This window comes from Rhodococcus sp. AZ1, from assembly GCF_054979605.1.
On record NZ_JBUEQF010000003.1, the window covers coordinates 156039 to 170535 of the forward strand.

16 protein-coding genes are annotated in these 14497 nt (G+C 65.2%); 9 read left to right on the forward strand and 7 right to left on the reverse strand.

Annotated features, from left to right (window positions below; translation table 11 throughout):
• Positions 1 to 2: 2 nt before the first annotated feature.
• Both dnaN and dnaA read right to left on the reverse strand, forming a co-directional pair.
• A complete protein-coding gene (dnaN, locus tag ACY48E_RS05185; protein ID WP_462871039.1) occupies positions 3 to 1187 on the reverse strand; it encodes a DNA polymerase III subunit beta in 1185 nt (394 codons plus the stop codon).
• A gap of 389 nt (positions 1188 to 1576) precedes the next feature.
• The gene (gene dnaA / locus ACY48E_RS05190) at positions 1577 to 3055 is read right to left on the reverse strand and encodes a chromosomal replication initiator protein DnaA (RefSeq protein ID WP_462871041.1); all 1479 of its coding nucleotides are present in this window, start codon (positions 3053 to 3055) and stop codon (positions 1577 to 1579) included.
• Between the two features lie 541 nt (positions 3056 to 3596).
• On the opposite strand from dnaA, the gene rpmH reads away from it, so the two are divergent.
• From rpmH to ACY48E_RS05235, 9 genes are all read left to right on the forward strand, one after another.
• Entirely contained in the window at positions 3597 to 3740 is a 144-nt protein-coding gene (gene rpmH / locus ACY48E_RS05195; protein WP_462871043.1) for a 50S ribosomal protein L34, read from the forward strand.
• A 34-nt stretch (positions 3741 to 3774) separates the two neighbouring features.
• Positions 3775 to 4140 (forward strand): ribonuclease P protein component, encoded by a 366-nt coding sequence (rnpA, locus tag ACY48E_RS05200; RefSeq protein ID WP_462871045.1) that lies wholly within the window; start codon positions 3775 to 3777, stop codon positions 4138 to 4140.
• Positions 4137 to 4385: a membrane protein insertion efficiency factor YidD gene (gene yidD / locus ACY48E_RS05205; RefSeq protein WP_462871046.1), complete on the forward strand. Its 249-nt coding sequence runs from the start codon at positions 4137 to 4139 to the stop codon at positions 4383 to 4385. The genes rnpA and yidD overlap by 4 nt, the downstream gene beginning before the upstream one ends.
• Positions 4386 to 4466: 81 nt before the next feature.
• Entirely contained in the window at positions 4467 to 5624 is a 1158-nt protein-coding gene (yidC, locus tag ACY48E_RS05210) for a membrane protein insertase YidC (RefSeq protein WP_462871047.1), read from the forward strand.
• 134 nt (positions 5625 to 5758) lie between these two features.
• Positions 5759 to 6244 (forward strand): Jag family protein, encoded by a 486-nt coding sequence (locus ACY48E_RS05215; protein WP_462871226.1) that lies wholly within the window; start codon positions 5759 to 5761, stop codon positions 6242 to 6244.
• Positions 6245 to 6371: 127 nt separating this feature from the next.
• Positions 6372 to 7097 carry a 16S rRNA (guanine(527)-N(7))-methyltransferase RsmG gene (rsmG, locus tag ACY48E_RS05220; RefSeq protein WP_462871049.1) on the forward strand — a complete coding sequence of 242 codons (726 nt, stop codon included), beginning with the start codon at positions 6372 to 6374 and terminating at the stop codon, positions 7095 to 7097.
• A 42-nt stretch (positions 7098 to 7139) separates the two neighbouring features.
• Positions 7140 to 8153 carry a ParA family protein gene (locus ACY48E_RS05225; RefSeq protein ID WP_462871051.1) on the forward strand — a complete coding sequence of 338 codons (1014 nt, stop codon included), beginning with the start codon at positions 7140 to 7142 and terminating at the stop codon, positions 8151 to 8153.
• Positions 8154 to 9119, forward strand: coding sequence for a ParB/RepB/Spo0J family partition protein (locus tag ACY48E_RS05230; protein WP_462871052.1), 966 nt, complete (start codon positions 8154 to 8156; stop codon positions 9117 to 9119).
• Positions 9120 to 9342: 223 nt separating this feature from the next.
• Positions 9343 to 10050, forward strand: a complete 708-nt coding sequence (locus ACY48E_RS05235) for a GNAT family N-acetyltransferase (RefSeq protein ID WP_462871227.1) — start codon at positions 9343 to 9345, stop codon at positions 10048 to 10050.
• Positions 10051 to 10084: 34 nt separating this feature from the next.
• Here ACY48E_RS05235 and ACY48E_RS05240 read toward each other — a convergent pair whose 3' ends face one another.
• From ACY48E_RS05240 to sigM, 5 genes are all read right to left on the reverse strand, one after another.
• Positions 10085 to 11257 (reverse strand): N-acetylmuramoyl-L-alanine amidase, encoded by a 1173-nt coding sequence (locus ACY48E_RS05240; protein WP_462871054.1) that lies wholly within the window; start codon positions 11255 to 11257, stop codon positions 10085 to 10087.
• A 187-nt stretch (positions 11258 to 11444) separates the two neighbouring features.
• Positions 11445 to 11780, reverse strand: a complete 336-nt coding sequence (trxA, locus tag ACY48E_RS05245; RefSeq protein ID WP_462871055.1) for a thioredoxin — start codon at positions 11778 to 11780, stop codon at positions 11445 to 11447.
• 80 nt (positions 11781 to 11860) lie between these two features.
• Positions 11861 to 12814 (reverse strand): thioredoxin-disulfide reductase, encoded by a 954-nt coding sequence (trxB, locus tag ACY48E_RS05250; protein ID WP_462871056.1) that lies wholly within the window; start codon positions 12812 to 12814, stop codon positions 11861 to 11863.
• A 93-nt stretch (positions 12815 to 12907) separates the two neighbouring features.
• Positions 12908 to 13828 carry a hypothetical protein gene (locus ACY48E_RS05255; protein WP_462871058.1) on the reverse strand — a complete coding sequence of 307 codons (921 nt, stop codon included), beginning with the start codon at positions 13826 to 13828 and terminating at the stop codon, positions 12908 to 12910.
• A gap of 84 nt (positions 13829 to 13912) precedes the next feature.
• Positions 13913 to 14491, reverse strand: a complete 579-nt coding sequence (gene sigM / locus ACY48E_RS05260; RefSeq protein WP_462871059.1) for an RNA polymerase sigma factor SigM — start codon at positions 14489 to 14491, stop codon at positions 13913 to 13915.
• Between the last annotated feature and the right edge of the window lie 6 nt (positions 14492 to 14497).

Here is a 14497-nt window from a genome sequence, read left to right on the forward strand (position 1 = left end):
TGTCAGCCCGGTAGTCGCACCGGCATCAGCAGGTAGGTGTACGCGGAATCCGGAGCCGCGAAGGTTCCTGACGCATCGGGGGCAGGATCCTCCTCACCGGCCGGGCGCAATACGGCCGGGCGACTGGGTGTGGTGAACCCGAACGACACGCTGTCACTGTGCAGCGAGTTGAGCCCGTCCAGCAGGTAACCGGGGTTGAACGCGATGGTCAGCGGCTCACCCTGGAAGCGTGCCTCGAGTGCCTCTTCGGCGCGGCCGGCGTCGTCGCCTCCAGCGGAGAGGGTGAGCCCGCCCTCGGAGAACTCCAGCCGTACCTGAGCACCGCGGTCGGCCAGGAGCGCCACTCGCTTGATGGCATCGACCAAGGGGGCGATCGGCACGACGGCCACGGCGGTGTGCTCGGTGGGCAGCAGCTGGCGGAACTTCGGGAACTCTGCGTCCAGCAGTCGGGTGGTGGTGCGGCGGCCGTCGCCCATGATGCCGAGCAGTCCGTCGGTACCGATATGCGATCCGGACCCCAGTGCCAGCTCCACCGGCGCACTCTGATCGCCACCGATGGTCTTCGCGGCCTCGGACAGCGTCTTGGCCGGGATGAGGACGGCGGCATTCGGGCCGTCTCCGGACGGGGACCAGTCGAGCTCACGAACGGCGAGCCGGAATCGGTCGGTGGCGGCGAGGACCACCGAACCACGCTCGATCTCCATGCGGATACCGGTCAGCATCGGCAATGTGTCGTCGCGTCCGGCTGCGACGGCCACCTGTGCGATGGCCTCGGCGAACACCCCGCCCGGGATGGTGCCCGTGGTCTGGGGCAGCTCCGGCAGTGCCGGGTAGTCCTCGACGGGCATCGTCGGCAACGAGAACTTGGCGCTGCCGCACGTGATGTGCACCTTGGTGCCCTCGACACCGACGTCGACCGGCTTGTTGGGAAGCGCGCGAGTGATGTCCGCGAGGAGTTTGCCCGAGACCAGCACCTGGCCGCCGCCCACGACCTCGGCGGGAACGCGCACCTGAGCGGAGACCTCGTAGTCGAAACCCGAGACGGTCAAGCCGTTGTCGTCCACCGAGAGCAGAACTCCACCGAGAACCGGGACGGCAGGACGTGACGGGAGCGATCGGGCGACCCACGCGACGGAGTCGGCGAAATCCTCACGTGCCAGTCGGAACTTCACGGTGCCCAGCTCCATCGCCCGGTGGGTCCTCTCGATCGGTCGGTGCGGGGTGCGCCCCGTGTGGTGCTGAGCGTAGTGGACCGGCAGTCCGTGCGATCGACTACGGCCAGGCTCACCCGGGCAGTCCCCGGGGGCTGCTTTTGAAAGAGAGTTGTCGATGAAAGAAACAGCAGTAGTAATAGGTCCCGGGGACAGTGGGGACAGGTGGTAATGGTGCCTGGTCGCACGGCGTGGCGAGATGTGGATCACAGGTGTACGGATGGGTGCGATCCCGGGGACGGTCTGTGTACAGAACACGTCGTGTGTGCGGCGGTCCCAAGGCTGTCCCCGGGTTAAGGCATTGCTCCCCAACGTTGTCCACAGGTGTGGGTACTTCGGTCGGATGACGCTCGCCGGTCCCGCCGTCAGGGCTTCGAACGCTGTTTGATGCGGGCCGTGAGCTCCTGCACCTGCTCGAACACCTTGTGGCGCTCGGTCATCTCTTTGCGAATCTTCTTGTCCGCGTACATCACTGTCGTGTGATCACGGTCGAATGTCTGCCCAATCTTGGGCAGGGACAGGTCGGTCAGCTCGCGGCACAGGTACATGGCGATCTGACGAGCCTGTGCCAGCGCGCGGGTCTTGCCGGGCCCGCGGAGCTCCTCGATGGTGGTGTCCATGTATTCGGCGGTGACCGCCATGATGGTCGCCGCACTGATCTCGAGCGCGCCGCTCTCGGGCACCAGGTCCCGCAGGACCACCTCGGCCAGTGAACGCTCCAGTTCCTGTCCGTTCAGGGATGCGAACGCACTCACACGGATCAGCGCGCCCTCCAACTCGCGAATGTTGCGCTCGATGCGGCTGGCGATCAGTTCGAGGACGTCGTCGGGCACCTTCAGGTCGTCCAGCCGTGCCTTCTTGCTCAGGATGGCGATACGCGTCTCGAGCTCGGGGGGTTGGACGTCGGTGATCAGTCCCCACTCGAACCGTGTTCGCAGGCGCTCCTCGAGTGTTGCGAGCTGTTTGGGTGGGCGGTCCGAGGAGATGACGATCTGCTTGTTCTGATTGTGCAGGGTGTTGAAGGTGTGGAAGAACTCCTCCTGGATACCTTCCTTGCCTTCGATGAACTGGATGTCGTCGACGAGAAGTACATCGGTCTCGCGGTAGCGGCGCTTGAACGCAACTCTGCGGTCGTCACGGAGGCTGTTGATGAAGTCGTTCGTGAACTCCTCGGTGGAGACGTACTTCACGCGCATACCGGGGAAGAGCTTCTGGGCGTAGTGGCCGGCGGCGTGCAGTAGATGGGTCTTGCCGAGCCCGGACGCTCCCCAGATGAACAGCGGGTTGTACGCCCGAGCCGGCGCCTCGGCGATCGCGAGCGCGGCGGCGTGCGCGAAGCGATTGGACGCTCCGGTGACGAACGTGTCGAAGGTGTACTTGCTGTTGAGAGAGGTGCTCTGCGGCGAGACCTTCTCGGTGTACGACGACGGCCACGACTGCTTCACGCTGCGTATAGCGTCACCGTCGTCGTCGACCTCGTCGTCGTCACCGAGACCGCGATCGCGGTAACTCGCGTCCGGCGGGGGTGTGGGTTCTTCGAACGAGCGGGGCGTCTCGGGTGCCGGTTCGTCGGGGAAGGCCAGACGAACTCCGAGTTGGTCCACGGTCTGGCCGAGGTGACGTTCGAGCGCTTCGAGAATCGGTTCCCGGAGCTTCTCGACCACACCCTGCGCCATGGCCGACGGAACCGAGACGAGGACGAATCCCTGGGTGAAGGTCAGCGGTCGGACCAGCCCCAACCAGGCTCGGTTCTGAGGGGAGAGTGCGTGCTTGGATTCGGTGTCGGTGAGGTCGGCAACCACGCGGGGCCAGACCTCGCTCAGCTGGTCCTGGTCGTCGTCCATCCGGTGTCCTCCTCGTTGCTCCCTCGGAGGAGGTACGCACCGATCGAATATGCCACCGATCTGTGTTTCCACACAATTATCCACAGGTGTGGACAACTATGGTGACCCCGATCCGACGCCGCTCGGTTCCGCTGAACTCGACTCGAGCTCGGCTCACCGGTACACCGTGCTGTGGTCTGGATCACTATGGATCCGCGCGCAACCCGGTGTTCGGGGGGCGGACCGCCGAACGACCACCAGAAGGTAACAACTCCACATCGGTCCGGCAAGGGATAGTGAGACGTCACGATAACTGCCGGGTTCGTTCGAGTAACGATGGGCATCGACGGCGTCACGGCGGTACTGGTTTGACCCTGTCAGCGTCGGTCAGTACCCTCGAACGGTCACCAGGTGTCCTGTAGATCCCGTTCACGCCGTCGCGGTTCGTGGGCGAGCAGTAGCTCAGCACCGTTGACCATAGACTCGGACTCGGTCATCGAGTTCGCGACCCGCTAGTACGCAGTGGCGCTCGACCGGCGCCCGTCGATCGAGGAGTACCACCGTGGCCAAGGGCAAGCGGACTTTCCAGCCGAACAATCGGCGGCGTGCGCGCGTGCACGGTTTCCGCCTGCGGATGCGAACGCGGGCCGGTCGTGCGATCGTCTCCGCCCGCCGCAGCAAGGGCCGCGCGACCCTCACGGCCTGATCGTCCGATTCTCGAGAACGCCCGGGAGACGCGTGTGCTGTCAGAACCGCACCGTCTCCGGCGTTCGTCGGACTTCGCACACGCAGTCCGACGAGGTCGGCGCTCCGGTCGGTCGGACATCGTGGTGCACGTTTTCATGCGAGACGACGAGATGCTCGTGGACTCGCCGGGGAGGACCCGAATCGGTTTGGTGGTCGGCAAGACGGTAGGTCCGGCGGTGACTCGACATCGAGTAGCCCGCCGGCTTCGCCATATAGGAGCCGAGGTGGTCCCCGACGCCCGGTCCGACGTCGATATCGTCCTACGAGCCCTGCCATCAGCGGCCACGGCATCGTCGGCGGATCTGCGGCGACAGGTCGTGTCGGCTTTGACCAAGTTGGCAGTGGTGACGCAGCGGTGAACGCGATCATCACGCTGCCGGCGAGAACGCTGATATTCCTCATCGATCTCTACCGCACGTACATCTCCCCACTTCGGCTGCCGACATGCCGTTTCATGCCGACATGCAGCGAGTACGCGGTCGAGGCCCTGCGTTCCCACGGAGCTGTCAAGGGGTCGATTTTGGCGATCGTCCGCCTGCTCAAGTGTGCTCCCTGGCACCCTGGAGGATACGACCCGGTTCCGGAACACGTCCGTCACCGTTGACCGCGGGGTGCACTCCCCCGACCAGCGACCTGCAGTACACCTTCCCCGGAAGGTGAGACCAACAGAGGAGTACCCCAAGCCGTGCTCGACTTCATCTATTACCCGGTGTCGGCGATCCTGTGGTTCTGGCACAAGGCCTTCGGTTACGTGCTCGGTGCCGACAGCGGGTTCGCATGGGCATTGTCGGTGGTCTTCCTCGTCTTCACCCTGCGACTGATTCTCTACAAGCCATTCGTCAAGCAGGTCCGTACCACCCGGACCATGCAGGAGCTCCAACCTCAGATCAAGGCCCTGCAGAAGAAGTACGGCAAGGACCGTCAGAAACTCGCGGTGGAGATGCAGAAGCTGCAGAAGGAACACGGGTTCAACCCGATCATGGGGTGTCTGCCGGTCTTGGCGCAGGCGCCGGTGTTCATCGGCCTGTTCCACGTTCTGCGCTCGTTCAACCGCACCGGCACCGGGGTTGGTCAGCTCGGTATCGACCCCGTCACCAACCGCACGATCCCGAACTACATCTTCGACGTCAACGATGTGAACTCGTTCCTCGACGCGCGACTGTTCGGTGCGCCCATCTCCGCCAACATCACGATGCCCACCGCTCAGCTCGACGCCTACGCGAACGCGGTCAAGGGGCTCGGCGTGCCGTCGCTGTGGGCCGTGGTCGGGGTCTCGGTTCCGTTGATGATCATCGCGAGTATTGCCACTCACCTGAATTCACGCGCATCGGTCGCCCGTCAGACCGAGGCGGCCTTGGCCAACCCTCAGTCGGCCATCATGAACAAGCTCGCGCTGTACGTCTTCCCACTCGGTGTTCTCGTCGGTGGGCCGTTCCTGCCGATCGCCATCTTGTTGTACTGGGTGAGCAACAACGTGTGGACATACGGACAGCAGCATCTGGTGTTCGGTCGGATCGACAAGGAGGAGGAGCAGAAGAAGGCGTTGGCGCTCGAGCGTCGCGCGGAGAACGCTCCCAAGCCTGGTGTGCGTCCGGACGCTGCACGCAAGAAGCCGGCGCCCGGTGCCAAGCCGATTCCCATGGCCAAGACCACCGACGGCAACGCCGATGGGACCGGTGGGCGTGGCAGCGCGGCCAACGGCAGCGCGGCCAACGGCAGCGCATCGAATGGCAGTGGGTCCAACGGCGTGGCCCGGACATCGAGTAAGCGTCAACCACCGAGTGGACCCAAGCGCGGGCAGGCGCGCTCCGGCGGCAGCAAGAACAGGCAGAGGCGCAAGTAGCGCCTCTCCCCCAGACCTATCCTCCAACGATCGAAACGGAAGTGAGTAGCACCGTGACTGTGGATGCCGACCACACGAGCTCGACACCGAAGGACGACTCGACCGCCGTCGAGGATTCTCGCAACGACCCGGACTTGGCGATCGAGGGGCCCGAAGCGGATGACGACCTCGTCGAGGAAGGTGAGATCGCGGGCGACTACCTCGAGCAGTTCCTCGACGTTCTGGATTTCGACGGCGATATCGATCTCGACGTCGAAGGTGACCGAGCGGTGGTGAGCATCGACGGCGGAACCGATCTGAGCAAGCTGGTCGGTCGCAAGGGCGAAGTGCTCGATGCGCTGCAGGAGCTCACGCGTCTGGCGGTTCAGCAGTCCACCGGTGAGCGGAGTCGGTTGATGCTCGACGTGGCAGGTTGGCGAGCAGGACGGCGAGCGGAGTTGAGTCGGCTCGGGGCTGCCGCAGCGGCCCGCGTCGCGGAGAACGGTGGGCGAGAGGAGCTGACTCCGATGACGCCGTTCGAGCGCAAGATCGTTCACGATGCGGTGGCGTCGGTGGAGGGTGTGACGAGCGAGTCCGAGGGCGCGGAGCCGAATCGTCGAGTGGTCGTCGTCAAGGTGTGATGGCATAGCAGCGAGACGGCGTCATCAGCGCCATCAGGGGCCCCCGGTTCACCGGGGGCCTCTTGCATTCGCACTCGGAATCACATGGCTGTCATTCGTCTGCAGGAGTGAAAGGACACCGTTTCACGTGAAACATGACGGATCTGTCGACGACCTCGATGACGAGCGCGAGCCGTCGGTCGCGGCGATTCTGTTCGGTGATCGCCTCTCTCTTGCCCGTGCCTATCGACGGTCGCTCGCAGGCGATGGCGTGGAGCGTGGATTGATCGGTCCACGAGAGGTCCCTCGGCTGTGGGGCCGGCACATCGTGAACAGCGCGCTGATCTCGGAGCTGATCCCTGAGGGTGCCTCCGTGCTCGATGTGGGTAGCGGCGCCGGCCTACCGGGGATCCCCTTGGCTATTGCACGCCCCGACCTTCGCGTCATCCTGTTGGAGCCGCTCCTTCGGCGGAGTACGTACCTGACGGAGTTCAGTTCCTCTATCGGACTGGACGTCGTCGTGGTGCGTGGGCGCGCGGAGGACGAACGGGTGGTCCGCGACATCGGTGGCGTAGACGTCGTCACCTCCCGTGCTGTTGCTCCTCTGGCAAAACTGGCGGGTTGGTCGTTGCCGCTCGTGCGGATCGGTGGGCTGATGCTGGCCCTCAAGGGCGAGTCCGCTCGGGACGAGATCGAGCGAGATCGCGCGGCAGTGGAGAAGATCGGTGGTACCGGTCTTGAGGTCCGTCGGTGCGGGGTGGATCTGGTGCCTGCACCGACTATCGTGGTCCGTGCAGAGAGGTCGGCGCGCGGTCAGCGTTCTGCAGTTCGTTCTGCGGCATCACGGTCTATGAGGCAGCCTCGTACGCCCTGACTCAGTGCTCGGCGTCCGTTCGTGTTCGAGAAGGAGAAAACTATGTCGGGTGCTCCGGATGAGGCCGTGACCGTTCCCGGAGGTGTTGTTTCACGTGAAACACGCTCCCCCGAGCCGCCTGATCGCGACGCCGGAGCAGTGACGGAGAGCTTCGGTGGCTACTCCCCCGTCTCGCCCGACGACACCCCGATCGGTGCGGCTGCACAGCGCGCCAGTCAGGTCTTGCACCCTGACACCGTCACACTCCCCAAACTTGCCCAGCGACGGGTGCTGACCATCGCCAATCAGAAGGGCGGGGTTGGAAAGACCACCACAGCGGTGAACATCGCTGCCGCCTTGGCGCTCCAGGGGTTGACGGTCCTGGTGGTCGATCTGGACCCGCAGGGCAACGCGAGCACCGCGCTCGGTGTGGAGCACCGTTCCGGGACACCGTCGACGTACGAGCTGCTCTTCGGCGAGGTCACGGCGAAGGAGGCCATCGCCACCTCGACCCAGAGCGAACGCTTGCTGTGCATCCCTGCCACGATCGATCTTGCCGGCGCCGAAATCGAGTTGGTCTCCGTTGTCGCACGCGAAGGGCGGCTGAAGACTGCTCTGTCCGAGGAGGCGCTGGAGGGTCTCGGCATCGACTTCATCCTCATCGACTGCCCGCCGTCGCTCGGCCTCCTCACCGTCAATGCGATGGTCGCTGCGACCGAGGTGTTCATCCCGATCCAGTGCGAGTACTACGCACTGGAAGGGGTGAGTCAGTTGCTGAGCAACATCTCGCTGGTGCAGGCACATCTGAATCCGGCGCTCCACGTCTCCACCGTGATTCTCACGATGTACGACGGCCGCACCAAGCTCGCCGACCAGGTGGCGGACGAGGTTCGCGCGCACTTCGGCGATGCGGTGTTGAAGTCGGTGATTCCGCGGAGCGTGAAGGTGTCCGAGGCCCCTGGTTTCGGTATGACCGTCCTGGCGTACGACCCCGGTTCGCGCGGCGCGATGAGTTACCTCGACGCCGGCCGCGAACTGGCGGCGCGGAGCGTCCTGGTTGGAAAGTCGGAGAAGTAGATGGCTCAGGTCAAGAAGGGCGGACTCGGTCGCGGGCTCGCTGCACTGATTCCTACGGCACCGGAGTCGGGTCGCACACCCGGCCTCGGTAGCGCTGCTGCCGACATCCTGATCGGCGGTGAGCCGGACCGTCAGACACCGTCGCTCGTGGCCGATGCAGGGGCGGTGTATCGGGAGATCCCCCCCGACCGCATCGTGCCGAACCCCAAGCAACCTCGCCAAGTCTTCGACGAGGAAGCTCTCGCGGAGCTGGTGCATTCGATCCGTGAGTTCGGGCTGATGCAGCCGATCGTGGTTCGCCAGACAGGCCCCGAGAGCTACCAGCTGGTGATGGGTGAGCGTCGCTGGCGTGCCAGTCAGGAAGCAGGTCTGACGGCCATCCCCGCGATAGTCAGAGAGACCCCGGACGACACACTGCTCCGTGACGCCCTCCTCGAGAACATTCATCGCGCACAGCTCAATCCGCTGGAAGAGGCGGCGGCCTATCAGCAGCTGCTCGAGGAGTTCGAGGTCACGCACGAGGAGCTCGCCGCGCGGTTGGGTCGATCACGTCCGGTGATCACCAACATGATCCGGTTACTCAAGCTCCCGATCGCGGTCCAACGACGTGTGGCCGCGGGAGTGTTGTCAGCGGGCCATGCGCGGGCACTGCTTTCGCTGAAGGCAGGACCGGATGCGCAGGAGGCTCTCGCCGCGCGAATCGTCGCCGAGGGTTTGTCGGTGCGAGCCACGGAGGAGGCGGTTCTGCTCGCGGATCGCGACGGGCCTCCGGCCGCCCCCCCGGCCAAACGCAAGCCGATACAGATGCCGGGGCTGCAGGACGTGGCGGAGCGGCTGTCGGAGTCGTTCGACACACGAGTCACGGTGTCCCTCGGCAAGCGCAAGGGGAAGATCGTTGTCGAGTTCGGGTCGGTGGATGATCTCGAACGGATCGTCGCGATGATGGAGCGCCAGAAACAGTCCTGATCGCGATAATCCGACCATGTATGGGTGTGCGGAAGAATCGTCACTGTGACGATGTACTCGCGGTAAGCCCAAAAACATTGCTGTGCAGGATCTTTGGACTGGAGTGCCCGCGCAAGCTCCTTCGGAGTGGGTGCGCGGGCCAATCGGGTCGAGATCGCCTATTGTGAACCCTTGGGCCGCACCCAGCCGGTCGGACTCAGAGGGTGGAAGGGTGGAACGCGACGTGTCGACGCTTGTATCGACGCTCACCCTCGGTAGCTTCGACTCTCTCCCACCACACGACCGGCGCTGCGTGTTCTGGACGATCAATCCCGATGCCGGTGATCGGCCCGAGGATGTTGCAGACCCCGAATTCGAGAAGGAAGCATGGCTGTCGATGGTCATGCTCGAGTGGGGTCCGTGTGGACAGATTGCCGTGGAGAACGGTCGTTCGCGCGGCTGTTCGGTCTACGCACCGCCCGGAGCCGTCCCCCGTGCACACTGCTTCCCCACATCGCCGGTGAGTCCCGATGCCGTCCTGCTCACCTCTCTGCGACCCGCGGATCGAGTACCGGAGCAGGCTGAGTCCGACGACGTGCGAACCGTTCTGCTCGCTGCCACCGTCCGGGATCTCGTCAACCGTGGGGTTCGAGCGCTCGAAGCATTCGGGGTTCGCCCGTCGGACGACGGTGGCCCCGAGGATTCTGCTGTCGGCGAGGCGTTCGCTGCGTCAGGATGTTGCGCTCGAACATGCATGGTCGACGCGGGCTTCCTCGTCGAGTACGGCTTCTCCGTGGTTGCCGAGCATCCACGCTTCCCTCGATTGCGGCTCGAGCTCGATCGGGACCATGGGTGGAAGGAAGATGTCGAGGCCGCACTCGACCGGCTACTGGCTGCGGCAGAACTGACGGTGGTCGGTACTGATCCCCGAGTGCCCGTGGGCGTCCGCTGACCCGGCGGGTGGGCCGGACATAAGAATCGGCGGGTCAGGCTCGCTCCGCTGCGGCGAGCTCCTCGGCGAGCAGCTCGGCGAAGGTGAAGGTGCCTGTCGGCTGATCGTCCTGCCCCAGCAGGTAGAGCCGCTTCACGGCCACGAGGATCGCCTCGGCGATCACATCTCGGGCACGTGGATCGGTCAGCACGGCAACATCGTTCGCGTTGGAGAGGTAACCCACATCGATCTGGATGGCGGGCATGTTCGTCATGCGCAGTAGGTCCCACGTTCGACCGTGACTGCGACAGTCCTGCAACGGCGTTCGCGCGACGATCTCACGCTGGACGTAACCGGTGAGCACCTGCCCGATCATCGACGTCGAGCCGTGCGAGTTGCCGAAGTGGAAGCTCGCCACGCCGTGGGCGCCATTGTTGGCCAGCTTGGCGCATCGCAGCGAGATCATCAGATCCGCGCCGATCGCGTTCGCCGTCTCGGCACGCTGTGCGGAGGTGGGATTGGTCCCACGTCCCCGCGATAGGTAGGTTTCCATGCCCGTCGCGGCCATCCGACCCTCGAGGCGACTGGCCAGGTCCCACAGGATCGCCTCTTCGCTCATCGAACCGTCGCCGGCCGGCACCACAACTCCCGGAGTATCGCCGCCGAGGCCCGGGTCGATGACGATGCGTTTACCGGTCAACTGCGGACCGGATCTGCGGACGAGTTCCTCCTCGCTGATCGCGTGCGGTGAACCGCCGGTCACGCGTGCGCCGAGAAGATCGAGGGAGCGGAGGGTCTCGGCGCCACAGATTCCATCCGGGGACAGCCCGATCTCCCGCTGGAACGAGGTCAGCCCGTCGTGGGTCTGGGGGCCGAAGAAGCCGTCGACGCGTCCGGAGTAGAAGCCGAGATCCTGCAGCCGCGTTTGCAGCATGGCGACATCGTCGCCGTACAGTGGCGCCGACAACTGGTAGATCAGGGTGCGGGCACCGAGCCGGTACGACGCTTCACGGATGGATCGGTAGGTTGCGGCGTCGACGACACCGTCTACCAGAAGCCCACGATGCTGCTGGAACGCGCGCACCGCGCGATCGAGATCGGCGTCGTAGAACGCTTGCGCTGCATCCCACGGCTCCCCCGCGGCCGCTTCGAGGTATCCCAGAGCCACAAGTGTTTCTCGGATCTCCGTCACTGCAGGGCCCCGGTCGCCGTAACGGAGTCGCTGCATCCCCTCGGACCTTTCTCACACGCGTACCACTTCGACAAGAGCATGCCCATCGACCTGTAGTGAACAGGATCGACCGGCCTCGACGTCCAACCAGGCGTACTCGGCATCGATTGTCGCAGACCCGGCGTCGTGGTGGTGACCCCTACGCCCACGGCATTCCAACCGGTACGCGGTTGTGATCTCGGTGTCAGGCCAGGACGTCGCCCAGTTCGGCGAGCAGCGCCGCCTTGGACTGCTTGCCCACGATCTGCTTCACCGGCTTGCCATCCTGGAACAGGATCATCGTGGGGATGGACATCACCTTGAAGTCGCGCGTCGCCTTCGGGTTGGCCTCGATGTCGAGCTTTCCGATGACCAGCTTGTCAGCGTGCTCGACGGCGATCTCGTCCAGGACCGGGGCGACCTGCTTGCAGGGCCCGCACCACTCGGCCCAGAAGTCCACGAGGATCGGCTTGTCGCTGGCGAGCACATCCTGATCGAAGGAGGAGTCGGTGATCTTCACGGTGGGGACGGTCTCTGACATGTCTGTCTCTTTCTGTCGTGGATTCGTTCAGTGGTCCGGGCGCGACCCCGGGGCTGCGCAACGATCTGGGCGATACCGAATCAGACTGCAGCGCTGGCGATTTCGGCATGCTCGGCGAGCCAGCGTTCGGCGTCGATCGAGGCTGTGCAGCCGGTCCCGGCGGCGGTGATGGCCTGCTGGTAGGTGTGGTCCACGAGGTCGCCGGCGGCGAACACGCCCGGAACCGACGTGGCGGAGGACGGCGATGCGACCACCACGTACCCGCCGTCGTCCAGCTCCACCTGGCCGGCGACCAGGGCGCTGCGCGGATCGTGACCGATCGCGACGAACACACCGGTCACGGGCAGTACCGACTCGTCACCGGTGACGGAGTTGCGCACGCGCAGCCCGTCCACCGAGTTCTCGCCCTGCACCTCCAGGACCTCGGTATTGGTGACGAACGTGATCTTCTCGTTCGCGCGTGCCCGCTCGAGCATGATGCGCGAGGCACGGAACTCGTCGCGACGGTGCACGATGGTGACCGATCGTGCGAATCGTGTGAGGAAGGTCGCCTCCTCCATCGCCGAGTCGCCACCGCCGATCACAGCAATGTCCTGATCGCGGAAGAAGAAGCCGTCGCACGTTGCGCACGCGCTGACGCCGCGTCCGAGCAGGCGCTCCTCGCCCGGCACACCGAGGTACCGCGCTGCGGCACCCATCGCGAGGATGATCGCGCGAGCGCTGTAGGTGGTCGCGCCCACTGTGACGGTCTTGACCGGGCCGTCCACCGAGATGGCGTCGACGTCCTCGGTGCGAATGTCCGAACCGAACCGCAGCGCCTGCTCGCGCATTTGCTCCATCAGGTCCGGGCCCTGGATACCGTCCTTGAAGCCCGGGAAGTTCTCCACCTCCGTGGTGGTCATGAGCGCACCACCGAAGGACGTGCCTTCGAAGACGAGGGGCTCGAGCTGGGCCCGCGCGGCGTAGACGGCCGCGGTGTAGCCGGCCGGTCCGGAGCCGACGATGATCAGGTTGCGGATGTCGGGTGACGTCATCTTCGCCTTCCATGAGCGAGAGGCCGGGGTCGGCCTGTCAGTGCGCACAACACTAGAACAGGGACGTGTGTTCCCCGGTGCTCGCCGAGTGCGTCAGCCGAGGTCGACTCGAGAGATCAGGTCCGTTTCGCCGTTGATGCCGCACCGCGGCCCCAGCGCGAATGCCGTGACGATCGGTGAGCGGCGGCCGGGTGTGACCAGCAGGGTGGCGGAGCGACCGCGGATCTCGATGGGTGCGGTCCCGAGCACACGAGCGAACTGGTTGAAGCCGAGAGCGCGGAAGCAACGCTGGAGGGTCAGCGGATCTGCCAGCGGCCCCACCGGTGGCTTGCCGAGTGCTGCGGTGATCATCGATACGTCGATGTTCTCGGGTGAGGGCGGCGGTGGTGGCGGCACGGGGTTGGCGGGTTGTTGCGGTACAGGACCGACTGTGGTGGTGGGCTGTGAGGCAGTGCTGGGCTGTGAGGCAGTGGTGCCCGACGGTGTCCCGACGGTTGTGGTGACGGGTCCGGCGACCACCGAGTCATCGGTGGAGCGTGTGGTCGCGGTGAACACCGCGGCACCGAGGGTGGCCACCACGGCGGCTGCCGCGGCCGCCAACAGCACCCCGCGAGCACGGCGGCGCCGGTCGAACAGGCGTACCGGTTCATCGTCGGTGGCGAAAGGTTCGTCCGACCCACCCGTGGACAGTTCCAGAAGCATTGCGTCGAGTCGATCGCTGACCCAGTCCGGTGTCGGCTCCTCGGCATCACGCTCTGCGGCGAGGGCGGCCACCACGTTGTCGAGCGTGGCTATGTACGCGGCAGCGTCCGCGTCTGCCCGCACCAGGGGCCACACCTTCGCCGAGACGGACGGGTCGACCGCGTCGGCGTGCAGATCGGCGAGGAAGTCTCTATCGAACGGGGGCCCGTACGACTCGAACGGGGGGCTGTACGACTCGAACGGGGGGCTGTACGGCTCGAACGGGGGGCTGTACGGCCCGTCGGAGGATGGGGAACGATCGTCGGGGTCCACCCTCGTTACCTCCTCGCCGTCACGTCACAAAATTGAAGGCACCGCAGTTCGATACGGCTCCTCATACAGTTGGACGCACCGACGTCACATTCGGTTCCCCGGATCGCGCATCGCGTCCAATTCGAGCGCCAGCTTCTGCCGGCCGCGCGCACACCGGCTCTTGATGGTTCCCACGGGGACACCGAGAGCTTCGGCAGCGTCGGACACCGAATAGCCCTCCATGTCCACGGCGACCACTGCGGCGCGTTGCTCGGGCGGCAGCGTGAACAGCGCGCGGGTAACGACGAGTCGCATCTCGACCTCCTCGGTGTCACGGCGAAGCACTGGCGGTTCGTGATCGGTCTCGATCATCGGTTGCGTGGGGCGCGCCTTGTTCCGGCGAATCCGGTCCAGGCACGCATTGACCACGATGCGGTGGAGCCAACTGCGTACGGCCGAATCCGAGCGGAACGTGGCGGCTGTGCGATGCGCCGACAGCAATGCGTCCTGCAACGCGTCAGCGGCGTCTTCCGGAGAGTAACTTGCCCGGCGGGCGGTTGCCCACAGATGATCCTGATGTCGGCGAACGAGTATGCCGAACGCGGCTTTGTCCCCCGCAATGTGCGCCGCGAGCAGGTCGCCGTCGGTGGCATCTGCTTGCGCGACCCCCCGAATAGTGCGCATGGCCGA

Coding starts and splice junctions, on each gene's coding strand:
- dnaN (WP_462871039.1), bottom strand. CDS start 1,187: ATGGAGCTGGGCACCGTGAAGTTCCGACTGGCACGTGAGGATTTCGCC.
- dnaA (WP_462871041.1), bottom strand. CDS start 3,055: ATGGACGACGACCAGGACCAGCTGAGCGAGGTCTGGCCCCGCGTGGTT.
- ACY48E_RS05225 (WP_462871051.1), top strand. CDS start 7,140: ATGTCGGGTGCTCCGGATGAGGCCGTGACCGTTCCCGGAGGTGTTGTT.
- ACY48E_RS05230 (WP_462871052.1), top strand. CDS start 8,154: ATGGCTCAGGTCAAGAAGGGCGGACTCGGTCGCGGGCTCGCTGCACTG.
- ACY48E_RS05240 (WP_462871054.1), bottom strand. CDS start 11,257: ATGCAGCGACTCCGTTACGGCGACCGGGGCCCTGCAGTGACGGAGATC.
- trxA (WP_462871055.1), bottom strand. CDS start 11,780: ATGTCAGAGACCGTCCCCACCGTGAAGATCACCGACTCCTCCTTCGAT.
- trxB (WP_462871056.1), bottom strand. CDS start 12,814: ATGACGTCACCCGACATCCGCAACCTGATCATCGTCGGCTCCGGACCG.
- sigM (WP_462871059.1), bottom strand. CDS start 14,491: ATGCGCACTATTCGGGGGGTCGCGCAAGCAGATGCCACCGACGGCGAC.